Origin of the sequence: Streptomyces sp. NPDC058371, assembly GCF_042723265.1 — a bacterium.
Taxonomy (GTDB): domain Bacteria; phylum Actinomycetota; class Actinomycetes; order Streptomycetales; family Streptomycetaceae; genus Streptomyces.
In genome coordinates this window covers 52,532-71,514 of the sequence record NZ_JBHXJC010000017.1, presented here as the reverse complement: position 1 = coordinate 71,514, position 18,983 = coordinate 52,532, and the positions used below count along the sequence as shown (strand labels likewise).

Below are 18,983 nucleotides of genomic sequence, written 5' to 3'. Positions count from 1 at the left end.
TCAGCTCGCGGCTGAGCGGCCGGTCGACCCGCCCTGGGGAAGCGAGCGGGCCGCCAGAGTGATGCCGACGGCGACCGTGGCGGCGCAGGCGATCCCTGCCAGCGGGGTGGCCCAGTGTCCGGCGAGCGTGGTGATCATGACGGTGACGGCGCCGACGGGCAGGACGAGGTTTTCGACCCTGTCCCGTTTGAAGTGCCGGGCGTGCACCGCCCACACGGAGACCATGAACAGCGCGGTGGGCAGGGTGACGGCGAGTGCCGCCGCGCGTGCCGAGAGGTGGGCATGGTGGGTGGCCTGTTCCACGGCGATCTCCAGACCGGCTCCGATGGCGGCCGCCGAGCCCAGGATCACGTAGTGGGCGTACCCCCACAGAAACGCCTGCCGACTGGAGACCAGGTACTCGTGGATGGGCACGGCGAAGTAGATCCAGTACACGGCGAAGACGATGACCAGGCCGCCGGCGGCGATCGGGAGGAGTTCCCCCAGGGCTTCATCGTCGTCGAGAGCCGACTGCACGGCCACGGTCGCGGCGGCGATGGTCTCGCCGAGCATGATGATGGTGAACAGCCCGTAGCGTTCGGCGATGTGATGGGGATGCCAGCTGGTGGGGTGCCGGCGCTCCGCGAACGCGGGAACGGCCAGTTCGCCGACGAGCAGCGGGAAGAATCCCCACAGCCACGCGTCGTCCGGCAGCAGAATCATGACGATCCAGCCCGCCTGAACGACGACGAGTCCGGCCGCGTAGCGGAGGGCTGTGGACCTGGCCGGCCCGGACTCCCCGTGCGCGGCGCGCAGCCACTGGGCGGTCAGGGCGACGCGCATGATCAGGTAGCCGATGACGGCGACCGTGTAGTTGGCGTCGTCGAACGCGGCGGGGATTCCCGCGGCCATCACCAGTACGCCGGCCATCTGGACCAATGTCGCCAGACGGTAGGGGACGTCGTCGCAGTCGTAGGCGGATGCGAACCAGGTGAAGTTCACCCAGGCCCACCACAGCGCGAAGAAGACGAACAGATAGCCGGCCAGGCCGTGACCGGGATCGCCCTCGGCCACGGCATGCACCAGCCGGCCGCCGGCTCGCGCCACGGCCACCACGAAGCAGAGGTCGAACAGCAGCTCCAGGGGCGTGGACGCGCGGTGCGCCTCATCGGGCTGCCGGGCCGTCATCCGTACGAGGGGCCGGATCGCGCGACCGTGACCCACCCCGTACGTGCGGCCGTCCTCGCTCATCACAAGCGCGCCTTTCGTTCGCCGGTCCCTCGCTCGCTCCACAATGCCGCAGGCGGGGCCGTCCGGCGTGCGGGCAGGCGCTGTCGAGGCCGCTCGGTGTTCGCGCGGGGGCCTTCGGTTTGCGGGCGGGACCACTCGGGGCGCGGGCCGAGGCCGGCTCCTCGCACGCCGGCCGTGGAGCCCGGTCGGATGCCCGCTGCGTCACCTGCGGTCGGTCGCTACTGGCCCCGCCAGATGTTGTCGAAGGCCGCCCCTTCGATGGAGCGACGCTGCCGTTCGGCCTCCAGGTTCCTCACCGCGTCATTGACGGTGCCGAGCACCGTCTCCACCGAGGAATCGAACAGACCTGTCGAGTCCCCGGTCGGCTCGTCGGCGAACCCGGCGGCGGCCGCCAATGTGGTGAGCACGGGTTCCTCCGCCGCCAAGCGATTCGACGCTTCACGTCGGGCAGGCGTATCCACCAGGACCGCACGACCCGGCTGGAAGAACATCCAGCGGCGGCGTTCCTGAGCGAGCTGGCCGTCCGCTTCAAGGGCGGACTCATAGACCGCGGACAGGTCGCGGCCTCTGCGCCACAGCCAGTCGTCCACTGTCTCGTACGGCGCTTGTCGCACCAGCGACGCGGCAGCCTCGTCCAACACCCGGTCGCCTACGGCTCGCCCCTCGCTCGGCACGATGCGATCGCCGTCCAAGGCGATGGCTCCGGCGTCCAGGAGGTCGATGAGCTCGGCCCCCGCGAGAGCGAGCGACAGGTCGCCTCGGTCGAGAGTGCGACCGGCTTCCTGGTCCATGGCGGTGATCAACAGGTCCCGTGGCGTGCTCATGAACGGCTCCACCTCACCTCAAGGCGCTGGTGGCGAGCGGCCTCGTGCGCCTTGTCCAGCGGCGGTATCCGTGACCGAGCTTACGGAGCGGGGACTCCGGTTGCATCCCAAACTCCCGGTTCGTGCGCACGGCCCCTGTCCCGCGTCCCGTATCCCGGCGGCCTTCCGTCCCCTCAGTGGGGTGATCCGGGGGGCCTTCGGGAGTCCCGCCGCCGAGTACGCGGAGGTCTTGGAGGGCGGCGAAGTCCCACTTGGCTCTGCCTCGCGGGCACAGCCGGCGGTCTCCTGTCAGCGGCAGGGTTCGGCGGGCGTGCCTACGGCAGGCCTGCACGATGGCTACGACCCGTCCGCCGCCCGAAGGCCCGACCTCAGCCGCGAGCCTCTGCGTCAGGTGCGAACCGCTGCGGCGACGTGGGGTCAGGTGTCCGGCACGATGAAGGCTCCCGTGGCGGTCTCCAGCCGGAACGTCCCGGGCTCGCGGTCGCGCGCGCTGTCCAGCTGGTTCAGGTACTCGGCCAGGTCGTCGGGTGCGCTGCAGCGCAGCACCGACATGAGCTCTTCGTTGTAGGCGGCGATACCGGGGCGCCAGGCGTTGAAGCGGAAGGAGAAGAAGAACTCCTCCCAGCTCATGTCGCCGTCGATGATCGCCGGCAGGAAGCGCGACTGGAGGGTGAACCGGTAGTCGTGCGCGTCCTCCTGGGAGGCGCTGCCCTCGCGCACCCGCAGGGAACGGAAGTCGACCAGCCAGAAGCCGCCGCCGGGTCCGACGATGTCGAAGGCGACCGTCGCGTCCACGGCTCGGCACAACTTCTCGCCCGCCTCGAACAGTGCGGTGAAGTGCGCCTCGAAGTCCGGGTAGAGGCTGCGGTGCGGTTGCGGGTGGCGGGCCAGCACGTCGGCGATCGCGGGAGCGCGGCGGCGGGCGTACTTCTCGACGTATTCCGGCAGGTCCGCCCAGTCGAAGTCCGCGTGGATCCGCGGATCCTCCTGCAACTCGCCTGTGACCACATCGAGTTCGTCGCGGGCAGGGGGGCCACCGTCCGCTCCGCGAGCTGCTCGTGTTCGTCCCGCAGCCATGCCTGCAGCTGCGGCGGTGTGGTGAAGACGGAGGAGGGAGCGAAGAAGTGCGGGGCCAGGTCGGGGTCGAGGAGCGCGGGCGGACCGGCGAACGCCACCGCGGTGCGCGGGTCGAGCGCCTGCATCTACCTGGTCCAGCGGCGCATGGAATTGACCTTCTTCCGCTCGGCCGCCGGGACTTGCTCGTGCTCGGGGAAGGAGTAGGCGAAGGGAAACCAGGTCGCGCCGGAGAACTGCGCCATCACCACGTCGATACGGGGATGCAGTCGCCGGAGCATCCGGAGCTGATCGCGGTCCACCTGGCAGTCGTTGAGGTTGACGACGACCTGGCCGGTGGAGGTGTCCCGTGGGTGGCTATCTGATGGTCGACACCCTGTCCGTGCCGCCGGACTTGGCGCAGGCCGCGCTGGAGCGCTTTCCGGCGGCGGTCCTTGACGGGTGATTTTCCGCTAGGAGTGGTGATCCACCGGGGGCCGTGGCCCCGCTGTTCACTCGGGGCGACAGGCCCACCCTGCTCAGCGTGCGCCTTGGGGCCACCGGCCCACCCTGCTCAGCGGACTCGGTGGGACCACAGGCCCAGCGCGTTCAGCGGGCTCGGTGGGGCCGAAGTCGGCCCATCCCGTTCAGCAGCCGCGGCTCAGCTCACCGCCTGCTTCACCAGCGCGCCGATCCGTGCCTCCACCTCGGCCGTCACCTCGGTCAGGGCGAGCCCGGCCACCCACATCGTGCCCTCGTCGACCGACCCATCACGATCAGCTCGACGAACGCCCGACACGGGCGATCTCCCGGCACAGCCGCTCTTCGTCCCCCGAGGTGTCGTACCAGAACTCGAAGAGGTGCTCGACGCCGGCAAGACCGGCATCACTGGGCTCGGTGACGGGGACAAAGTCCGGCACGCGCCCGGCGAACGGTATGCCCAGCCGTCGCGACTCGGCCGCGATCGCGTGGACACCGCGCGACTCAACCGGGCGTACGTCTCCACCCACCGGCAACTCAGTTCATTGCGGCAGCCACTGCTCAGCCTGTGCATGACTTCTCTTGCCCGTGCGGGGTGAGTGAGCGGAACGCGTTCTTGGACGGTTCAGGGTGCGGCGAGCATCCCAAGGAGTTCGGGGACGGTCAGTGTGGTAATGGCCGGGTAGTCGGTGAGCAGGGTGTTGAGCTGTTCCGCGCGTCGCCGGGGGTAGACCGCGTGCAGGTTGGCGGTGAACTTCTCTTTCAGCAGGGGAATGCCTTCGGAGCGGCGGGCCGGGTGGCCGAGCGGGTACTGCACTTCGACGCGTTCGGTGGATGTGTCGTCGGTGAAGAACACCTGGACCGCGTTGGCGATCGAGCGGTGCTCGGGGTCCAGGTAGTCGGCGCTGTAACCGGGATCCTCGCGGACGACGGTTTTCGCCCGCAGCATGTCGATGCGAGGGTCGGCTGCCGCGTCGTCCTCGTAGTCGTCGGCGGTCAGCCCTCCGCGCAGGAGGGCGATGGCGGCGATGTACTGCAGGCAGTGGTCGCGGTCTGCGGGGTTGTGCAGGGGACCGGCCTTGCTGATGATGCGGATCGCGGACTCGTGGGTGGTGATCTCGATCCGGTCGATCTCCTCGATACGGTGCGCCACCTGAGGGTGAAGCCGGACGGCGGCCTCGGCGGCGGTCTGTGCGTGGAACTCCGCGGGGTAGGAGATCTTGAACAGGACGTTTTCCATGACGTAGGAGCCGAGCGGCTTCTCCAACGTGAGCGCCCGGCCGTCGAACAGGACGTCGTGGAAACCCCAGACCGGTGCGGAGAGCGCAGAGGGATAGCCCGGTTCACCGGCCAGCACGATCAGCGCGAGGCGCAGTGCGCGGGAGGTGGCGTCGCCGGCAGCCCAGGACTTGCGCGGGCCTGTGTTGGGAGCGTGCCGGTAGGTGCGCAGCGCGCCCCCGTCGAGCCAGGCGTGGGAGACGGCGTCGCGGACCTGGTCGCGGTCGCCGCCGAGGAGGGCGGTGGCCACAGCGGCCGAGGCCACGCGGACCAGCAGCACATGGTCCAGGCCGACCCGGTTGAACGAGTTCGCCAGGGCGAGGACGCCCTGGATTTCGTGTGCCTTCACCATGGCGGTCAGAACGTCGCCCACGGTGAGCGGCGGCCGTCCCGTCGCCTCACGGCGGGTGGTGGCGTGAGCGGCTGCGGCGAGGATCGCGCCGACGTTGTCGGAAGGGTGGCCCCATTCCGCGGCGAGCCAGGTGTCGTTGTAGTCGAGCCAGCGCACCATCGTGCCGATGTCGAAGGCGGCTTTGACCGGGTCGAGGACGTGCGCCGTGCCGGGAACGGGGACACCGCCGGGTACGACGGTGCCCGGCACGATCGGCCCCAGCAGCTTGACGCACTCGGGGTGGCGCAGCGCGAGCATGCCGCAGCCGAGCGCGTCAATGAGGCTGAGGTGCGCGGTGCGCAGGGCGGCCTCATGGTCGATGACGGCGCCGTGGGCATAGTCGGCGATCTCGGTGAGCAGGTGGTCGTAGTCGGGTCGGGCATTCGCCTCGGCAGACATGGCATGTCCTTTGTGCTCGGGGGGCGGAGATGGGGGCGGGGGCGTGGGGCGGCCCCGGTTTCCGTCGACAGGCGTGCTTCGGTGCACTGTTCGTGCGGGCGGCGCGGCTCAGGCGGCGCTGGGGGACGGGCGGAAGCTCAGGAAGCCGGGGCCTCGGCACTCCCGGCTGAGTAGTGGCTTTCGAGGGCGTCGTAGGCCGGTTTGCGGACGATGCGCTGTCGTTCGGTCCAAGGAGCGATGTCGTCGGAGGCTGCGGCCAGGGTTCCCGTCTGCCGCAGCGCGCCCAGCGCCCGCTGCATCCCCTTGATCGATGCCTGGAGTGCCACATTGGCGAAGAGCGCGATGCGGAACCGGGCCAGTTCCTCCAGCGGCAACTGGGGTGTTCTGCCGCCCTCGACCAGGTTGACGACCTGCGGGACGGTCAGCAGTTCCGGTACCGCCAGCACTTCCTGCCTGGTCTGAGGGGCTTCGAGGAACGTGACGTCGGCGCCGGCCTCGGCGTAGAGGCGCGCCCGGTCGACGGCCGCCTCGAACCCCTCGACCGCACGTGCGTCGGTGCGGGCGATGATCACCAAGTCCTTGTTGGTACGCGCGTCCGTGGCCGCGTGGATCTTCTGGACCATCTCCGCCGCGGGGATGATCTGCTTCCCCTCGAAGTGACCGCACTTCTTGGGCGAGACCTGGTCCTCCAGTTGTACGGCGTCGGCACCGGCCCGCTCCAGCACCGTGATCGTGCGCCGGACGTTCAGCGCGTTGCCGAACCCGGTGTCGGCGTCCACGATCAGCGGCAGCGCCACGGCGTCACGGATCGCCTCGACGTGGGCGGCCAGTTCGGTCAGGGTGACCATGCCGATATCGGGTACGCCGAGGAAGCTGTTGGCGATCCCGGCGCCGGTGACGTACACGGCCTCGAAGCCGGTGTCCTCGATGACCCGGGCGGCCAGTGCGTTGGCGGCCCCGGGGACCACCAGCAGGGGTCCTTCGGCGAGCCGCGTGCGCAGCGCCCGGGTCGTGGTGGTCACGACGTGGTCGGGGACGCTCACAGGAACTCCGCTTCTGTTCGTCCCGGCGGTCGTGCCGCCGGGGCTGTCGAATGTGCCGATCACAGGTTCGAGGGACGGCCGGGAGGGATGGAGGCGCCCATGAGGGCGGAGCCCGCGACCTCGGAGACCAGTGCGGTCAGGATGTTGTCCAGGCTGTTGTGGATGTGCACCGCCACGGCCTGGGCCGCCAGGGTCTCGTCGCGGTCCCGGATCGCCGCGCAGATCGCCAGGTGTTCGCCGGCGGCCTGCAGCATCCGTGCGGGACTGCGCCGTGCCAGCCGGCGGAGCCGCACCAGGTGGCCGCGCACGTCGTGCAGTGCGTCCCGCATATAGGTGTTGCCCGTGGCCTGCTCGACCGCGGCGTCGAACTCCTGGATGAGCAGGTAGTACGCCGCGAAGTCGTCACCGGGCCGGGACCGGGCTTCCATGTCTGCCCGCGCCTCTCGGAGCCGGGTCAGGAGGTCACCGAACACCACCGGATCGCCGTTGCGAGCGGCCAGTCGGGCGGCGTAGGTCTCCAGCGCCTCGCGCATCTGGAACAGCTGCGCCACACCGTCGACGCTGACCTCGGTGACCATGACACCGCGGCCCGGCAGCGTCCGTACGAGACCCTCACGGACCAGCCGGGCCAGCGCCTCACGACTGGGCGTGCGCGACGCACCCACGCGCTCGGCGACGTCGGTCTCCGTCAGCACCGTGCCCGGGGCGAGCCGCCAGTCGAGGATCTCCTCCCGCACCAGTTCGTACACCCGTGTGCTCTGCCGCATGGTCCGAATCACGCCCCTGTCCTGTCGCTGACTGCTGGAGAACCGCAGTGGCTCCACTTCATCGTATACACAGAGATCCCGTCTGGGTATACAGAGCCGTCGACATCTCACTGCACAGTGAAACGGGGAGCGACGCCGGAGCCGACCAGGCCTAGGTGCGAGAAGACCCGTCCACCTTCATGCCGTTACGTAACAGAGAAACTACGCTCCGCCTCTTGCAAAAGGGTCATCGAGCGACTGTATGGTGCGCGACACATCCACAAATGTATCCACGGCTGTATGCAGTGACGGATACACGCACCCCTTTCCGGGGGGTGTGAAGGACAGGAGACCAACGATGCTCTTCGCCCTTGGGCTACTCATGATCGCGGCGTTCATGTTCCTGATCATGAGCAAGCGACTCACCCCTGTACCGGCGCTGATCCTGGTGCCCACGATCTTCGGTCTGCTCGCCGGCGCCGGCATGGGACTCGGCGACATGATCATGAAAGCCATCGGGACCCTGGCACCCACGGCCGCGCTGCTGATGTTCGCCATCATCTACTTCGGCATCATGATCGACGTCGGCCTTTTCGATCCCCTGATCAGGTGGATCCTGCGCAGGGTCGGGAACGATCCCGCCAGAGTGGTCCTGGGAACGGCCGTCCTGGCCGGTGCCGTGTCCCTCGACGGCGACGGATCAACCACCTTCATCGTCACCACCGCGGCACTGCTCCCCGTCTACCTCCGGCTGGGCCTGAGTCCCGTGATCCTCACCTGCGTCGCGGCCCTGGCCAACGGCGCGCTCAACATCGTTCCCTGGGGCGGCCCCACGGTCCGCGCCGCCAGCGCCCTCAACCTGGATCCGACCGACATCTTCGTGCCGATGATCCCCTCGATGATCGCCGGCCTGGCAGCCGTCCTCACTCTCGCCTGGATGCTCGGCCTGCGCGAACGCCGACGGCTGCACACCCTGACCCTCACCCCGGTCGCCGCCGTCCCGGTCACCGTCCCCCGAGGAGACGGATCCGGCACGGGCAAGGTCTCCCAGGAGGACGGATCCGGCACGGCTCAAACCCCCGAAGCCGGACCCGGACCCGAAGTCGAACTCATACCCGACCTCGCCCACACCGCACTCGACCCCGACCGCGCCACCCTGCGTCCCCGCCTGGTCTGGTTCAACCTCGCCCTCACCGCAACCATCATGGGTCTGCTCACCGCCGACGTCGTCCCGGCCGCAGCGCTGTTCATCGTCGGCTGCGCCATCGCCCTCGTGGTGAACTTCCGCAAGACCGAGGACCAGGTGAGGCAGATCGGCGCGCACGCCTCCAGCGTCGTCGCGGTGACCGCCATGGTGATGGCGGCCGGAGTCCTCACCGGCGTCCTCGACGGGACCGGAATGGTCGACGCCATATCGAAGGGCCTTGTGCAGATCATCCCCGCCGGCATGGGCCCGCACCTGCCCGTGATCACCGGGCTGCTCAGCATGCCCATGACCTTCTTCATGAGCAACGACGCCTTCTACTTCGGCGTCCTGCCCGTACTCACGGAGACCGCGGGAACCTACGGTGTCCCCTCCGTGGACATGGCGCGCGCCGCAGTCATCGGGCAGCCCGTCCACCTGCAGAGCCCCCTGGTTCCGGCGCTGCTCCTGCTCGTTTCACTCAGCAAGGTCAACCTGGGCGACCACCACAGAATTGCCCTGTCGCGCGCCGCCGTCGTCTCCCTGGTCATGCTCACCGTGGCCATCCTGACCACTGCTGTCCCCCTCGGCTGACACGACCACCCGCCGCACGCCACAGCCGTACCAGGCAGCCGATGCCAGGACGGGTGCGGCCACCACTGGTCATCACCGAACCCAGAAGGCCCTCACCTGTTCAGGCACCCGGCACGCGTGTCACCAACGTGCCGGGACAGCACACCTAGTCCTCGACCACGGACGTGTTCAGCCCCTTGTCGTAGTGGTTGCGGGCGATCCGGATGTCGGAGCTGCCGTGGAAGACGAACAGCGGCGAGGTGTACGGCGGCTGGTCCGCCCCGTCCAGCCGTCGGACGGTGTTGCCGGTGAAGCCGAATCCGCCGACGCTCTTGGCGTTCACGACCGTGACGTCACCGATGTCGAACTTGTTGCCGTCGACCGCGATGTTGTGATGCACCGGGTCCGCCGGGTCGATGACCTGGTTGGTCGGCTCGACGAAGATGACCGGACCGCTGGGCCTGGTGAAGGAGTTGCCGCGGATCGTGAGGTCGTCGACCGGACCCGACTCGTACCACTGGTAGGCGTCGGCGGAGATGTAGATGCTGGCCATCGACATGCCGTCGAACCGGTTGCCGGTGATCAGGACGGGCTTGCGGGTGGTGACCAGCACACCGCGGGTCGGGACGTTGCGGAACACGTTGTGGGAGATGACGACCGAGGGCGTGGCCGTGATGTTCTCGGCGACCGTGCCGCCGATCTCGACCCCGGCGGGCAGGGGCCGGTCGAGGGTGACGGTCATGGTGGTCAGCGGCTTCTTGTGGTCCATCCCGCTCGGCCCGTCGACCGCGGTGACCACCGCGTGCGCGTCCTTGAGCGGCGTCATCGTGCGCTTGGTGGCGAACTCGACCTTGTCGCCCGGGGCGAACTGCGGGAATCCGGCGGTCTGCGGGTGTTCGTAGGCGAGGGTGACGGTGGACGGGCCGGGCTTCCCGACGACCTCCAGGTAGGTGCCGTGGATGTTGATCGGGTCGTCGTGCGGCCCGTCGAAGACGTTCCGGGTGATCGACACCTTGCCCTTGACGCCGGACATCTGCACGAAGTCCGCGAACGAGGCCGTCGACCGGCCGGACTTCGGATCGGGCGCGAAGTTCACCTTGTCGATCGATATGTTCTCGCTGAACTGGCCCACCACGCCGAAGGACTGCAGGTAGTAGGCGTTCATCGAGCGCATCGTGACGTTCTTCGACTCCCAGATGAAGGCGCCGGGCTCCGTCCGCTCGATGAGGCGCATCTGGTAGACGAGCCCGGCGTCCTTCGGCTGTGACGCGGTGGTGTAGTCGATCCGGATCCGGCGGCCGCCGAGGTCGGTGACCGATGCGACGTCGTTGAACAGCGGGTTGTCCCCGCGCCAGGTGCGCTCCGCCTGGGGGTCGTGGATCTGCGTGTACTGGAGCCCGTCGACGCCGGACCAGTACGGCTCTCCGGTGGCCGGACTGGTCTCGCCGAGCCAGTTGATGTGCGTACCGCTGACCCGGTACGGACTGCCGGCCGGGATCGACAGGACGCGGTAGGCGTGCCCGTCGGCGACACCGGTGGTGGCGACGGTCGCGTCGATGACCTCGGGGGCGGCGTAGTCGAACGAGAAGTTCTGGAACGTCACGTTGGTCGAGCGGATCGACGCGAACGCCGTCTGCAGGCCGTGGTAGACGAGCTTGGCCCCGCCGCCGTCCACGGTGACGTCGTGCATGTCCTCGACGAGCAGCCCGATCTTCTTGTCCCGGTAGCGCTGGTCGGCGCCGACGGTGTTGGACACGTACAGCTCACGCGTCTCGGCCCGCTCGGGGTACAGCTGGTAGGTGCCCTTCGCGAAGGAGATCCTGACCGGCCGGTCGAGACGCTTGGCGTGCCGGAGGGCGGCGGCGACAGCGGGCGTGGAGTCCTTCCGCCCCGTGGGGTCGGCCCCGTAGGCGGTCACGTCGACCACCACCGGTTTCGCCTTGGGCGCCGCGACGGCGGGGCTGAAACCACCGCCCAGCATCGCGACTGCCACCCCAAGAACCACGAACCGAGACATAGATCCTCCGGCGCATCTGTGAGCCATGAAACATCCAATGAATTAGCGGAATTGCCGCCAGTTTTCGGCCATTACCTAATGCAGAGTCTCTATAGATCCGACCTATTGGTCAATGGAATGGACGAGACCTTGCAGCCGATCCTCAGACCGGACGGTTCTTCAACTTCGCTTTCGACGTGGGCAATTCAGGGCGTGCGAGTAAAACGCCCGTCCGTGACGACCACGGACCGCGGACGCACGGCGCGAGTCGGGAGGATTCCCTTCGCGTCACCGCATGGGGTAAGCACCGTCCTGGAGGGGCGGCAGGCTCAGGTGGGCGAGGTCTCCCGGCGCCGGAGTGGTCAGCGGCCACAGCGGAGCCGCCTCTCCGTCGGCGGTCGCCGCGGGCGCGTCCGTGAGCCTCATACGGTCGCGCAGCCGCCCGTAGAAGTCGGTGGGGCCGAGCCGCACCGCTCGCAGGGGGCGTGGCGCGGCGTAGACGCCGATCCAGTCCCCCGGTTCGAGCACACCGCGCAGCTGGCCGTCGATGCTGACGGCCGCTCTCCCCGAGCGTTCGAGAACGCGCAGCGCGATGGGCTCGTCGGGGGCCGCGACGACGGAGCGGTTGAAGGTCATGTGCGGAGCGACCGGCGTGAAGATCAGCGCCTCGGCCCGGGGCGAGATGACCGGCCCGCCCGCGGCGAAGCTGTAGGCGGTCGAGCCGGTCGGTGTCGCGACCAGCAGGGCGTCCGCGGAGTAGGAGGCGAGCAGCCGGCCGGCGATGTACACGCCGACGGACACCTGGCGATCGCGGGCCAGCTTCTCGATCACGACGTCGTTGAGCGCGGTCGCATGCAGGGCGATGCCCCAGCCGCCGCCGGCCTCGCACTCGGGGCACACCCGCGGTGGCGGCAGGAGGGGGCCCCGGCCGTAACTCAGCAGGGCCTCCATCCCCTCGGGCAGTTCCAGCGGGCGCGAGGCACGCAGGGTCAGGAGCATGCGGCTCTCGACGTTGATGCGTTCCTCGTGCACGGCGTCCAGGGCCAGTTCCAGATCCTGGACCGGCACCTCGGTCAGGAAGCCCACGCGTCCGAGGTCGATGCCGAGCACCAGCGCGTCGTTCTCGGCGGCCAGCCGGGCCCCGCGCAGGAACGTGCCGTCGCCGCCCAGCGTGACGATGAGGTCAGGATCACCGGCGGCATCGAGTTCCTCGCGAGAGCCGTGCCGCAGCTCGCCCTCGTGCCATACGTCGATGTCCGCGCACCCGATGCCGCTGCCGTCGCACCAGGCGCGAACCGCCCGTGCCGCCTGGACAGCCTCGGGGCGGCCTTCGTGGACGACGAGACCGACTCGTGCCACCGTCATGATCTGACTCCTGGTCATCGGGGTTCGTTCGGCCGCTCGGTTCGGGACGTGGTGCTCGCCTCCGGACGGCCCGGGCTTGCGTCAGATCACCTGTACCTCAGCTCCGTGCCGAGGTCGAAGGCCCCCGCCGTCTCCCCGGCGAGCCTCACCCTGACCCCGCTTCCGTTCGCGGCGCCGCCGTGCTCGCGCGGATCACCAGCTCGGGGTCGAAGAGGAGTTCGCCGACCGGAACGTCGCGGTTGCCCACCAGGGCCAGGATGCTGCGGGCCACCTCGGAGGCGAGGCGGTCGGCCGGCTGCCGGACCGTGGTGAGCGGGGGGTCGACGAAGTCCATGATCATGGCGCCGTCGTAGCCGACGACCGACACGTCGCCCGGGACGGCGTACCCCTGCCGGCGCGCGCCGCGGATCGCGCCCAGAGCCATGTAGTCGCTGGCGGCGACGATCGCCGTGGCGCCCTGTCCGAGCAGCGAGACCGCGGCGGACTGGCCGCCCTCGACGGTGTAGGACTGCCGGACCACCCACTGCTCCGGGTCCTCGACACCGCGTTTGGCGAGCGAGGACACGAAACCGCTGACCCTGCGGTCGGCCGGGCGGTTGCCGACCGGGCCCGAGGCCATGCCGATCCGGCGGTGGCCGAGCCGGTACAGATGGTCGACGGCGAGTTCGGCGGCCAGCAGGTCGTCCGTGGAGAAGACCGGTGCCTCGCCCACGCCCTCGAACTGACCGTTGACGCCGACGAACGGGATCCGGCGGGAGCGCAGCAGTTCGTACGCCTCCGGGTCCGCGCCCTCGATCGTGTTGCTGGCCGAGAGGAAGACGACGGCCGCGACGCCCCGGTCGGCGAGGGAGGTCACGAAGTCCAGCTCCTGCACTCCGCCGGGGAAGCACGGGCACAGGATCGTCTTCAGGCCGTGCGGGGCGAGCGTGGACTCGATCCGTTCGCAGACGTCGGCGAAGAACGGGTTGGAGACGAACTCGGTGATGACCGCGATGAGCTGACCCCGCGTCTGCCGCTCGTACCCCAGGTCGGCCATCGCCTGCTCGACCGCCTCGCGGGTCTTGCGCGACACGCCCTGGCGCCGGTTGATGACCCGGCTGACCGTGGCCTCGCTCACCCGCGCCCGGTCCGCGACCTCGGTGATGCCTACCTTCATACGGTTCCCTCCGCCACCCGTAGTGCCACCAGCCCGGAACGAGGTACGGGCACGATGTGCAGCCCCGGTGCCGGCGACCGTTCGCAGTCGTCGATGATACGGCCACGCTCGTCACGGACGGTCATGCGCAACGGCCGGTCCCCGCCGGTCACCTCGATGACCAGACGGTCCGAAGCCGTGCCGTTGACCAGGGTGATGTCGTCGTACGCGGCGGTGTCGACGGGCACGGTCCGGTCGCTGTGCACGGTGGTGACACGGGCCGTTCCCCGGGTCGCGCTGACCAGCGTGTAGAGCTCGTCGGGCCGGCCGGGCTCGACGTCCCCGTGCAGCAGCACCGGCCGCAGCCGCCGCCACTCGGCGAGCCAGAACGCGAGCGTCTCGCGGTGTTCGCGGGACAGCTCGGTCAGCCGTACGGAGATCTGCGGGACGCAGTGCAGCGAACCGATCAACTGCCGGGCCACGGCGTACGTGGGCGCTTCCCGGTCCCACAGGAGCATGTCGCCGTGGACCGCGCCGCCGACAGCGAGCAGGGCGGTGTCGAGCGTGCGCACCCGGTTGCCGGTGGCGTCGCCCGGGCAGTCGAAGGAGCGCAGCATGTTGCCGAAGGGCGCCATGCCGGGTCCGACGTAGGGCTGGCGCAGTTCCAGCAACAGGTCGCCGTGGGGCCGCAGTTCTTCGAGCGCGGCGCGCAGATCGGTGAGCAGGACGGTCATGGCCTGGCCGACATCGCCGATGTCGGTGCCTTCGTGGTGGGCGTGCGCGCCGTCGCCGCGGTAAGCCATCGCCTCGTCCAGAAAATCGATCTTGAGCCCGTCGAGGCCGTGCTCGGCGACCAGCCGGGTGCACAGGCGGATCACGTGCTCACGCACCTCGGGGCGGCGCGGGTCGAGGACGTGGGCGCCCGGGACTCCGGCGGGCGCGGGAGCGTAGGGGGCGAGCCGTTCGGCGCAATCCGCGCCGGGCCCGAGCAGCAGCGGAGCGACCCAGGCCAGATAACGCAGGCCCTGCGCGCGTACGGCGGACACGTGCGCGGTGAAGGCGGGGAATTTCGCCGGGTCGGGGCGCCAGTCGCCGCACCCGGCGTAGCCACGGCCGCTGCCGTACTCCTGCCAGCCGTCGTCGAGGATGAGCACCTCGCAGCCGAGGGAGGCGGCGACGCAGGCCTCGGCCTCCACGGATGAGGCGTCCACGCGCTGGTTGAAGGCGTACCAGGTGGAGTACACGGGCGCCTGGGCGCTGTCGGGGACCGGCATGGGAGCGCACTGCGGCTGCTGGGCGAACCACTCCCGCAGCCCGCGCAGGGCCGTCGCGACCGTGGGCGCCGAGCGGGCCAGCAGAACCCGGCGCGGGCCGCCGTCGGGGGCCGGAGCCAGGTGCAGATGCACGACATGCGTGTCGTTCTCCTCCGAGACCCCGAAGACGACATCGGTCTCGGGGACCGGGTCGGCGACGGCGAAGGTGAGCCGGGTGCGGCCGTCGTGGTCGTAGAGGCAGCCGGCGGCGGTGCCGTCGACCAGGCTGACCCGCGAGCGGCCCGCCCAGTCGGCGACGAGGGTGCGCTCCCAGCCGGCGCCGGGGTGCCAGTAGCCGGCCGCGTCGCCGAGCGGCACGCTCATCCGCACCTCCGTCGGTGCCGGCCCGCCGTCCGTCCGGATCTCCAACAGGGCTCGCCCGTCGCCGAGTTCGGTGACCGTCCAGTGCGCGCGGGCGTCCGGCGCATGGGCGAGGACCGCGATACGGACGCCGTCGAGGAGCGGCTCGTAGCGCGCCGGGGGAAGTTCGGCCGTGGTGACGGGCGGGGTGGTCACGCCGGAGGTGACACGCTGGGCGGTGCTCAGGGTCATTGCGGGGATCATTCCTTCACGGCACCGGCGAGGAGCCCGGAGACGAAGTGGCGCTGGAGTGCGAGGAAGACGAGGGCCATCGGGATCGCGGCGAGGGCCGTGCCGGTGAGCAGCGCGCCGTAGTCGGTCTGGTCCAGGCCCTGGAGCGACGCGAGCGCGACGGGGATCGTGAACTCACCGGCGTCACGCAGCACGACCAGCGGCCAGATGAAGTCGTTCCACTGGAAGAGGAACAGGAAGATGGCCAGGGCGGCGAGCGCCGGTTTCATCGGCGGCAGCACGATCTTGAGGAAGAGCCGGAACTCCCCGCACCCGTCCATCCGTGCGGAGTCGATGAGTTCGTCGGGCAGCGCGGCCATCGACTGCCGCATCAGGAAGATCCCGAACGGCAGGGCGAGGTTGGGCATGATGACGGCCTGGTAGGTGCCCAGCCACTCCAGGTCGACCATCATCTTGAACAGCGGGATCAGCGTGACCTGCGTGGGGATGACGAGCCCGAGCATCAGCAGGCCGAACAGCGCGCCGCTGCCGCGGAAGCGGAACTTGGCGAAGCCGTAGCCGGCCAGGGTGCAGATCGCTCCGGCGGCGACCGTGTAAATGACCGTGATCAGCAGCGAGTTGACGATGACGTCGCTGAACTGCGCCGTGGACTCCAGGGTGGAGAGGTTGTCCATCAGGTGACCGCCGGGCAGCAGCGGCGGCGGGCTGTCGAAGATCTCCTTGGAGCTGTGGGTGCTGGCGACGACGAGCCAGTAGAACGGCAGCAGGACGGCCGCGACGGCGATGCCCAGGGAGGAGGTCAGCAGGATGGAGCGCGAACGGGCCGGGCCGGGGCCGGATGTGCGGCCGGGCCGCGGCCGGGTGGCGGTGAGGGTCACGACTTCTCTCCCAGCAGGCGGAACTGCACGATGCCCAGGATGCCGATCAGGACGGTGAGGATGTAGGCGACGGCGGAGGCGTAGCCGAAGTCGAAGTATTTGAAGGCGTTCTGGTAGAGGTACACGCCGATGGTGAGGGTGGCGTTGTCGGGACCGCCGCCGGTCAGCACGTACGGCTCGTCGAAGAGCTGAAGGGTGCCGATGGTGGACAGCACGGTCGTCAGCAGGAGCGCGGGGCGCAGCCCCGGCAGCGTGACGTGGCGGAACGACTGCCAGGCGGAGGCGCCGTCGACGGCCGCCGCGTCGTACAGCTCGGCGGGCAGCGACTGGAGCCGCGCCAGGAAGATCACCGCGTTGTAGCCGGTGTAGTGCCAGGTCAGTGCGAGGCTGAGGGAGATCCTGGCCCACAGCGGGTCGGTCAGCCAGGGGACGTCTCCGATGCCCACCAGGCCGAGCAGCCAGTTGACCAGTCCGTACTGGGTGTTGAGCAGGACGGCGAAGATGATGCCGTACGCGACGAGCCCGGTCACCGTCGGCAGGAAGAAGCCGAGCCGGAAGAAGGCGCGGCCGCGCAGGAGTGTGGAGTTGATGGCGACCGCGATGCCGACGGCCAGGGCCAGCATGACGGGCACCTGGACGACCAGGATGATCGCGGTGTTCTTCAGCGCGGTCCACAGCAGCGGATCGTCCAGCGCCCGGGTGTAGTTGCCCGCGCCCACGAACTCCTGGGTGCCGTTGACGTTCTCGTACAGGCTCATCAGGAACGACGAGCCGATCGGATACAGCCTGAAGACCGTGAAGAGGACGAGCGCGGGCAGGACGAAGAGGTACGGGACGGCTCGTCGTCGCAGGATCCGTCCGGTGGGGCGGGGTGCGGTCGCCGGGCGGGAGGCGCCGGCGGCCTTGAGGATGCCGTCCGGGGTGGTGGTCGTGGTCATGAGGCGAGCTCCCGTCCGGTCTGGCGGGCGAGCTGGTCGGCGGCGTGGCGCAGGGCGCGGGCGGGGTCGGCCCCCTTGAGCAGCACCTGGGTCTGCGCGTCGGCGACGGTCTTGAGCGCGCGGGCGTAGTCGGCGGAGTAGTTGACGGCGGGCGACCGCGCCTTGAGGGCGCCCAGGAAGATCTCGCCCTTGTGCTGACCGCTGAAGAACTTCGACGGCTCGTGGAAGACGGGCGCCTCGTACGCCTTGAGCAGGGCGGGGGCGATGCCCTTGCTGCGGTAGATGGCCTCCTGCGACTTCGGCCTGGTGAGGACGTACTCGACGAACGCCCAGGCGGCGGCCTGGTGCATGCTGGAACCGGCGACGGCGAGATGGGTGGAGTTGACGGTCGCGGACGTGGTGCCGCCGCGCTTCACCGCCGGTGGGAGACGGACCTTCCACTTGCCGGATTCCTTGGGGACCAGGCCCTCGATGATGCTGCCGAACCAGGTGGGCCAGGGCAGTACGGCCGCGGTGCCGGCCTTGATCGAGTTCTCCAGTGCGGTCCAGCCGCCCGCCAGATCGCTGACCAGGCCGGCGTCGTTCATCTCCTTGATGAGGGTCATCGCGGTGATGGCCTCGGGAGAACTGAGGGTGATCCGGCCCGCCGCGTCGAAGTAGAACGTGCCCTGGAGCTGGAGCAGCATCTGGAAGAAGTTGGCGGCGTCCGGCTGCGACGCGGGCTTGTCGATGCCCAGCAGATGGACCCCGGTCCTCTTCTTGATCTTCTTCCCGGCGTCGATGGCGTCGTCCCACGTCACCAGCGCCTCGCCGTCGACTCCGGCAGCCTCGAAGATGTCGGCCCGGTAGTAGAAGCCGGCCGAATTGGCCTCCCAGGGAAGGGCGTTGACCTTGCCCTTGCGGGTCACGGTCTGCCACATGCCGTCGGCGAAGGCGTCGCGGTAGCGGTCCGCGCCGAGCGGGCCGAGGTCGGCGAGACCGTCCGGGAACTTCTCGGTGTAGGCCGGCAGATAGTCGACGCCGATGTGCAGGACGTCCGCGAGACCCTGACCGCCGGCCGCCATGGCCGTGGTGATCTTGTCCCAGATCGCCGGGTTTCCGATGTCCTGCACGGTGACGTCGATCCCGGGGTGCTGCGCCTTGAAGGCGGGGACCAGGGCCTTCATGGCGGCGGCGGGGCCCTGCCAGCTCCAGACGGTGATGGCGGCCCGGTCCGGGTCGCCGAGGGTCCCCACCTTGGTGGCACCGGTCACCGAGCAGGCGCCCAGCAGGGAGGCCCCGGCCCCGGCGGCGAGGAGCGAACCGCCGAGCGCGAGCAGGCGCCGTCGGTCGAGCCCACCTCGCGGAGGATCGTCCGGCGGTGGCTGGTTGAGGGGCGAGACGTCCATGGCTGCTCCGGGGTCCGGCGAGTGCGCGGCTCTTGTGGCGCGGCTGGAAGCTAACAAGTGACGGTCGGCACTTGCAAGAGTTCGTTGAAAACTTTCTGCCAGTGCACCTACTCAGAGTGGCACCACGGCTGCATGTCTTGCATGTTTCTTGCGTATGACCATTGAATCTCCTCTTCGGCCCCTGCTAGCTTTCCGCCACCACTGGGCCGCCCGCCCGA

Annotated in this window: 17 protein-coding genes; 1 reads left to right on the top strand and 16 read right to left on the bottom strand. The window is 69.5% G+C overall.

Annotated elements, in window-relative coordinates:
• The 9 genes from ACFWM2_RS34765 to ACFWM2_RS34725 form a co-directional block, all read right to left on the bottom strand.
• A complete protein-coding gene (locus ACFWM2_RS34765; protein WP_383288331.1) occupies nt 1-1,230 on the bottom strand; it encodes a low temperature requirement protein A in 1,230 nt (409 codons plus the stop codon).
• 218 nt (nt 1,231-1,448) lie between these two features.
• Entirely contained in the window at nt 1,449-2,054 is a 606-nt protein-coding gene (locus ACFWM2_RS34760; protein ID WP_383288328.1) for a GPP34 family phosphoprotein, read from the bottom strand.
• A 417-nt stretch (nt 2,055-2,471) separates the two neighbouring features.
• Nucleotides 2,472-3,062: a hypothetical protein gene (locus tag ACFWM2_RS34755; protein ID WP_383288325.1), complete on the bottom strand. Its 591-nt coding sequence runs from the start codon at nt 3,060-3,062 to the stop codon at nt 2,472-2,474.
• A 194-nt stretch (nt 3,063-3,256) separates the two neighbouring features.
• Nucleotides 3,257-3,430, bottom strand: a complete 174-nt coding sequence (locus ACFWM2_RS34750; RefSeq protein ID WP_383288323.1) for a hypothetical protein — start codon at nt 3,428-3,430, stop codon at nt 3,257-3,259.
• A gap of 338 nt (nt 3,431-3,768) precedes the next feature.
• Nucleotides 3,769-3,906, bottom strand: coding sequence for a hypothetical protein (locus ACFWM2_RS34745; protein WP_383288320.1), 138 nt, complete (start codon nt 3,904-3,906; stop codon nt 3,769-3,771).
• Nucleotides 3,884-4,027, bottom strand: coding sequence for a hypothetical protein (locus ACFWM2_RS34740; protein WP_383288317.1), 144 nt, complete (start codon nt 4,025-4,027; stop codon nt 3,884-3,886). Before ACFWM2_RS34740 ends, ACFWM2_RS34745 begins: the two co-directional genes overlap by 23 nt.
• 185 nt (nt 4,028-4,212) lie before the next feature.
• Nucleotides 4,213-5,655, bottom strand: coding sequence for a bifunctional 2-methylcitrate dehydratase/aconitate hydratase (locus ACFWM2_RS34735; RefSeq protein WP_383288314.1), 1,443 nt, complete (start codon nt 5,653-5,655; stop codon nt 4,213-4,215).
• A gap of 137 nt (nt 5,656-5,792) precedes the next feature.
• Nucleotides 5,793-6,698: an oxaloacetate decarboxylase gene (locus ACFWM2_RS34730; protein ID WP_383288311.1), complete on the bottom strand. Its 906-nt coding sequence runs from the start codon at nt 6,696-6,698 to the stop codon at nt 5,793-5,795.
• Between the two features lie 59 nt (nt 6,699-6,757).
• Nucleotides 6,758-7,465 carry a GntR family transcriptional regulator gene (locus ACFWM2_RS34725; RefSeq protein ID WP_383288308.1) on the bottom strand — a complete coding sequence of 236 codons (708 nt, stop codon included), beginning with the start codon at nt 7,463-7,465 and terminating at the stop codon, nt 6,758-6,760.
• A gap of 337 nt (nt 7,466-7,802) precedes the next feature.
• On the opposite strand from ACFWM2_RS34725, the gene ACFWM2_RS34720 reads away from it, so the two are divergent.
• On the top strand, nt 7,803-9,221 hold the full coding sequence (locus ACFWM2_RS34720; protein ID WP_383288305.1) for a CitMHS family transporter: 1,419 nt from the start codon (nt 7,803-7,805) through the stop codon (nt 9,219-9,221).
• A gap of 145 nt (nt 9,222-9,366) precedes the next feature.
• Here ACFWM2_RS34720 and ACFWM2_RS34715 read toward each other — a convergent pair whose 3' ends face one another.
• From ACFWM2_RS34715 to ACFWM2_RS34685, 7 genes are all read right to left on the bottom strand, one after another.
• Nucleotides 9,367-11,193: a right-handed parallel beta-helix repeat-containing protein gene (locus tag ACFWM2_RS34715; RefSeq protein WP_383288302.1), complete on the bottom strand. Its 1,827-nt coding sequence runs from the start codon at nt 11,191-11,193 to the stop codon at nt 9,367-9,369.
• Between the two features lie 291 nt (nt 11,194-11,484).
• Nucleotides 11,485-12,561, bottom strand: a complete 1,077-nt coding sequence (locus tag ACFWM2_RS34710; protein ID WP_383288299.1) for an NAD(+)/NADH kinase — start codon at nt 12,559-12,561, stop codon at nt 11,485-11,487.
• A 145-nt stretch (nt 12,562-12,706) separates the two neighbouring features.
• Nucleotides 12,707-13,717: a LacI family DNA-binding transcriptional regulator gene (locus tag ACFWM2_RS34705; RefSeq protein WP_383288296.1), complete on the bottom strand. Its 1,011-nt coding sequence runs from the start codon at nt 13,715-13,717 to the stop codon at nt 12,707-12,709.
• Nucleotides 13,714-15,561 carry a glycoside hydrolase family 36 protein gene (locus ACFWM2_RS34700; protein WP_383288293.1) on the bottom strand — a complete coding sequence of 616 codons (1,848 nt, stop codon included), beginning with the start codon at nt 15,559-15,561 and terminating at the stop codon, nt 13,714-13,716. The genes ACFWM2_RS34705 and ACFWM2_RS34700 overlap by 4 nt, the downstream gene beginning before the upstream one ends.
• A gap of 8 nt (nt 15,562-15,569) precedes the next feature.
• The gene (locus ACFWM2_RS34695; RefSeq protein WP_383288290.1) at nt 15,570-16,439 is read right to left on the bottom strand and encodes a carbohydrate ABC transporter permease; all 870 of its coding nucleotides are present in this window, start codon (nt 16,437-16,439) and stop codon (nt 15,570-15,572) included.
• Nucleotides 16,436-17,377: a carbohydrate ABC transporter permease gene (locus ACFWM2_RS34690; protein WP_383288287.1), complete on the bottom strand. Its 942-nt coding sequence runs from the start codon at nt 17,375-17,377 to the stop codon at nt 16,436-16,438. Before ACFWM2_RS34690 ends, ACFWM2_RS34695 begins: the two co-directional genes overlap by 4 nt.
• Nucleotides 17,374-18,765, bottom strand: a complete 1,392-nt coding sequence (locus ACFWM2_RS34685; protein ID WP_383288285.1) for an ABC transporter substrate-binding protein — start codon at nt 18,763-18,765, stop codon at nt 17,374-17,376. The genes ACFWM2_RS34690 and ACFWM2_RS34685 overlap by 4 nt, the downstream gene beginning before the upstream one ends.
• Nucleotides 18,766-18,983: the final 218 nt, after the last annotated feature.

Excerpts from the sequence above, each read along its gene's own strand:
- ACFWM2_RS34710 (WP_383288299.1), bottom strand. The coding sequence starts at position 12,561 with ATGACGGTGGCACGAGTCGGTCTCGTCGTCCACGAAGGCCGCCCCGAG.
- ACFWM2_RS34725 (WP_383288308.1), bottom strand. The coding sequence starts at position 7,465 with ATGCGGCAGAGCACACGGGTGTACGAACTGGTGCGGGAGGAGATCCTC.
- ACFWM2_RS34765 (WP_383288331.1), bottom strand. The coding sequence starts at position 1,230 with ATGAGCGAGGACGGCCGCACGTACGGGGTGGGTCACGGTCGCGCGATC.
- ACFWM2_RS34700 (WP_383288293.1), bottom strand. The coding sequence starts at position 15,561 with ATGACCCTGAGCACCGCCCAGCGTGTCACCTCCGGCGTGACCACCCCG.
- ACFWM2_RS34705 (WP_383288296.1), bottom strand. The coding sequence starts at position 13,717 with ATGAAGGTAGGCATCACCGAGGTCGCGGACCGGGCGCGGGTGAGCGAG.
- ACFWM2_RS34720 (WP_383288305.1), top strand. The coding sequence starts at position 7,803 with ATGCTCTTCGCCCTTGGGCTACTCATGATCGCGGCGTTCATGTTCCTG.
- ACFWM2_RS34690 (WP_383288287.1), bottom strand. The coding sequence starts at position 17,377 with ATGACCACGACCACCACCCCGGACGGCATCCTCAAGGCCGCCGGCGCC.
- ACFWM2_RS34760 (WP_383288328.1), bottom strand. The coding sequence starts at position 2,054 with ATGAGCACGCCACGGGACCTGTTGATCACCGCCATGGACCAGGAAGCC.
- ACFWM2_RS34735 (WP_383288314.1), bottom strand. The coding sequence starts at position 5,655 with ATGTCTGCCGAGGCGAATGCCCGACCCGACTACGACCACCTGCTCACC.
- ACFWM2_RS34685 (WP_383288285.1), bottom strand. The coding sequence starts at position 18,765 with ATGGACGTCTCGCCCCTCAACCAGCCACCGCCGGACGATCCTCCGCGA.